This window comes from Methylobacterium sp. BTF04, from assembly GCF_010692745.1.
Lineage (GTDB): Bacteria > Pseudomonadota > Alphaproteobacteria > Rhizobiales > Beijerinckiaceae > Methylobacterium.
Genome location: NZ_JAAHTB010000109.1, coordinates 1 through 3,921, shown reverse-complemented (window position 1 = coordinate 3,921; position 3,921 = coordinate 1). Strand labels below are relative to the sequence as shown.

The 3,921-nt window shown below is 64.9% G+C and carries 6 protein-coding genes; all 6 read right to left on the bottom strand.

Translation table 11 applies throughout. The features are described from left to right. Window positions 1-383 precede the first annotated feature (383 nt). Window positions 384-941 carry a hypothetical protein gene (locus G3T14_RS23285; RefSeq protein WP_163644874.1) on the bottom strand — a complete coding sequence of 186 codons (558 nt, stop codon included), beginning with the start codon at window positions 939-941 and terminating at the stop codon, window positions 384-386. Beyond that, window positions 938-1,369 (bottom strand): hypothetical protein, encoded by a 432-nt coding sequence (locus G3T14_RS23280; protein ID WP_163644873.1) that lies wholly within the window; start codon window positions 1,367-1,369, stop codon window positions 938-940. Before G3T14_RS23280 ends, G3T14_RS23285 begins: the two co-directional genes overlap by 4 nt. 228 nt (window positions 1,370-1,597) lie before the next feature. Continuing rightward, the gene (locus tag G3T14_RS23275) at window positions 1,598-1,939 is read right to left on the bottom strand and encodes a chaperone modulator CbpM (RefSeq protein WP_163644872.1); all 342 of its coding nucleotides are present in this window, start codon (window positions 1,937-1,939) and stop codon (window positions 1,598-1,600) included. Next, window positions 1,936-2,841, bottom strand: a complete 906-nt coding sequence (locus tag G3T14_RS23270) for a J domain-containing protein (protein ID WP_163644871.1) — start codon at window positions 2,839-2,841, stop codon at window positions 1,936-1,938. The genes G3T14_RS23275 and G3T14_RS23270 overlap by 4 nt, the downstream gene beginning before the upstream one ends. Before the next feature lie 47 nt (window positions 2,842-2,888). Continuing rightward, complete coding sequence (locus G3T14_RS23265; RefSeq protein ID WP_163644870.1) at window positions 2,889-3,422, bottom strand: nucleotide exchange factor GrpE; 534 nt, start codon at window positions 3,420-3,422, stop codon at window positions 2,889-2,891. Between the two features lie 29 nt (window positions 3,423-3,451). Beyond that, the coding region (locus tag G3T14_RS23260; RefSeq protein WP_163644869.1) for an Hsp70 family protein at window positions 3,452-3,921 on the bottom strand (470 nt) is incomplete at its 5' end.

Genomic DNA, 3,921 nt, shown 5'->3' with positions numbered 1-3,921 from the left:
AAAAGCTGGACGTCGACAGACCTCGGAGCAAGGCGGCCTTCGCCGGATGCGCACGCGTTTGCGGCCGGTTCAGGCGAAGATGCCTTCAGCCTGGGCTTGTCGGGGGATCGACGTCTCGGCGCCGCGAATGCACGACGAAGCCATTGCGAGGATTGTGTTTGAACACGGCCATCGACGGCGATGGTCGTAGCTTTGCCTGTTCTCTCGCCCGCATACGTTGCATCAGGTCAGGCTATCGCTACGGACGTACAAATTTAGAGTTCGATGCTGAGCACCGTAACGAGCACGCATTGCCGAACCGCGATGAGGTTCACCCATCGTGGTTCGGTTTCAGCAACCGCGGAACAGCTGCGATCCGCCGGACCTCGCCCGGATGACACATCTCAGCAGTAAAGCGGATCGTAGTAGTACGGGTAGAGGTAATTGTTATAGAACGGTCGGTCGTATTTATCCGGATAGCTTATCGCATCGTATTTGCGATAGATCGTTCCACCCAACGCCTTGGCCGCGTCGTCGAGCTTGTCCGGCCAATCCTCCGAAACATCCGCGACGACAGCCGATTCGCCGTTGCTCAGATTGTAGAACGCGGCCAAGCCTAATTCGTCCCGTTCCTCCGACTTGAACGCATCGGCGGTCAACCCGATTGCCCCGCCGGCCAAGGCACCGATCCCAACGGCGGTTTCCGCTGCGAGCGCTCCTGCGACAGCCCCAGCCGGGCCTGCCAGGGCTCCAAGCAGCATGCCCACGCCGACGCCGATGGCGGTACGCATGCCCGCGTCGTTGCTCTCGCTCGCAACGTTCATGTGCCCCCACCTGTCACGTCGGACGATGGCGGCGCCGTGGACCGTCACATCCCCAGCAGCGTCCATATCCCAAAGCTTCCGCAGGGCCTCGTGAGCCTTCGGGTCGGCCTTGAAGACCATCGCGACATAGTTGCTCATGACGAGACCTTGCTGGTTGCGGTTTGTGAGGTGAGGCGGCCCGTGCGCCTGGCGGCGACGGCTTCGCTGAGGCTGCGGGTTGCCGCAGCCATGTCGTCCAACATCGCCGCCTTGGCGTGATCCATGGCCTCGTCGACGACCTGGGTCGAAGCGTGGACGCTCTCGGTCGCTCCCGAACGTGCGGATTCGAGCTTCGCTCCCGCTCTGTGCATCATCGCCTTGATAGCGCCCTGCTCGGTCTCGGCACTCAGCTTCAGGCTTGTGCCGAGCTTGTTGGCCTTGCTCTGGAGCTTGTCGAAATCGAACTTGGCATTTGCCCTGCCATCACTGAACAGGCCGGCAACGTTGCGGTGAAGCTCCTGGGATTCATGGCGCAGTAAATTGAGACTGCTCTCTGACTGTGTCATCGATGATTCGCCTTTTCGCATGATAGATCTTCGGTCGTGCTTGCTGGTGCATTCCTTGGCCGGGCAGCCGGATTGGCGCGCTGAGGGTATGAAAACCCCGAGGTCAATTTTTCGGGAAGAACAAGCAATTCTATTATACCTTAGTTATAGATCGCCACCACGATCTGATTTTGATTGTCGACCATTCAAAAATGCATTCTACACGGAATTTGTTAGCCTATTGCGCGGCACCAGGTTGCCGCCACCCTTTTAGGAGCGGGCGACACGATCCTGACCTGCTTCCCGGACCCCGGCCGCGATCCTCAGCCGGGTGTCTTCCGACTCCTGCCGGATCGCCCTGGCGAGGTGACCGAAGGCCCTGCGCATGCCGCTCATCCGGTCGACGAGGTCGAGGATCAGGACGATACCCTCGTCGTTCACGCCGAAATCCCGCCCAAGGTCCTGGATCAGCTGAACCCGACCGAGGTCGATCTCGCGGAACGTCCAACGCCCCTCGGTCCCGTCGGGGATGAGCCAGCCGGTGTCGATCCACGCATGCAGGACAGCGGTCTCGACGCTCGCGCGCACCTGAAACTCCCGCATTTCCATCATCGCGCATCCTCGCCTTGTCGGGTCTCGTGAACGTCCGCCTTCCCCCAGCGGGTGACGAATGCCTGCAGTTCGGCATCCGGCTCGGCCGGCAGGGTCAGCCGCAACGTGACGTACTCGTCGCCCGAGGTCGCGCCACGGACCATGCCCTTGCCCTTCAGGCGGAGCACGGCGCCGGCGTTGCTCCACTTGGGAACGGTCATGGAAACCGGACCGGAGGGCGTCGGGACGCTGACCCTGCCACCGAGGACCGCGTCGCGAAGGGAGAGCGGCAGATCGACGTGGATGTCGTCCCCGTTCAGCTTGAAGAGCGGATGAGGACGGACCTCGACCTCGATCAGGGCGTCGCCGGGCGGCCCTTTTCCGATGCCGGGCTCGCCCTTGCCCCGCAGGCGTAGCGTCTGCCCGGTCCGCGTGCCGGATGGGATCCTCACGTCCAGCGCCCCGCTGTCCGGCAGCGTCAGCGTGCGCGTCCCGCCGTTGAACGCCTCCAGGAAGTCGAGGTCCACCCGATACCGGGCATCCGCACCAGGCCGGTTCGGGTCGGCACGTCCGGCGCGACCGAACATCTGTGCGAAGATGTCCTCGCCGCCGAAATCGCCGAAACCGGAATCGCCGCCATAGGGCTGGCCCGCGTCGCGTTCGGCTTGCTCGCGATAATAGGGCTGGCGCGGCCGCTCGGCGCCGGTTCCGTCGACCTCGCCACGGTCGAACTGGGCGCGCTTGGCCGGATCGTTCAGCAGGTCGTAGGCGGTCGCGACCTTCTTGAAGGCATCCTCGGCCTTTTTGTTTCCCGGGTTCAGGTCGGGATGCAACTTCTTGGCGAGCTTCCGATAGGCCTTGCGCAGGTCAGCCTCGGAGACGTCCCGCGCCACGCCCAGGACCTTGTATGGATCTTCGCTCACGCTGGCTCCTCATGCCGGGGCTATCGGCCGAATTAGGCTCCGTCGTCTCAGACGGTCTGCGCGACACCCGCTGGCTCCTTGGCGACACTCACCCGAGCCGGTCTCAGCAGGCGGTCATGGAGGGTGAAACCGTCCTCCATGACGTCTACGACGGTTCCGGGCGTGTGGGTCGCGTCCTCGATCTCGCGCATCGCCTCATGCGCCTTCGGATCGAAGGGCGTCCCGAGCGCCGGCATCCGATGGATGCCGAAGCGTTCGAGGGCGGCGGTCAGCATCCGTTCGGTCGCATCGACCCCTTCGAGCAGGGACGCATGCGCCGCCGGCCCCGAACCTTGCGCACCCTTGGCCGCCGCGACCGCTCGGCCGAGGTTGTCCGCGACCGGGAGCAAGGCGGCCGCGAGACCCTGGACCGCGAATTTCCTCGCGTCTTCGATGCCCCGCTCTCCCCGGCGCCGGACGTTCTCGGTCTCGGCGAGCGCCCGCATCAGGCGGTCCTGCAGCGATGTGTTCTCCGCCTGGAGGGCCGCGGGATCCGCGGCCTCCGCATCAATGGACTCGGCCTCGTTCATGTTCTCGGCCATCGGTCGATCCCCCTCTGACAATGGACCGGTCATGCCGCTGGCCGGTGCCGCGGGGCGTCGCCCGAGGCCTCCTCGAACTCCGCGTCGACGATCTCGGGATCGGCCGACGGCCCGTTGGCGGCGGGCCCGCTCTCGCCCAGGCGCGACGCCGCTTGGGTCAGACGCTCGGTGGCCGTCTTGATGCGCGACAGGTCACCAGCCTGGATCGCCTCCCTCGCCGCCGCGACAGCCTTCTCGACCTCGGCCTTCACGTCGGCGGGAACGTTGCCGCCCGCCTCCTTGAGGCTCTTCTCGGTCGTGTAGATCGCGACGTCGGCGTGGTTGCCGGCCTCAACGAGCTCCTTGCGCGTCTTGTCGGCGCCGGCATGGGTCTCGGCCTCTCGCACGAGGCGCTGGATCGCCGCCTCGTCGAGGCCACCCGAGGCCTCGATGCGGATGGTCTGCTCCTTCCCGCTCGCCTTGTCCTTGGCCGAGACGTTGACGATGCCGTTGGCGTCGA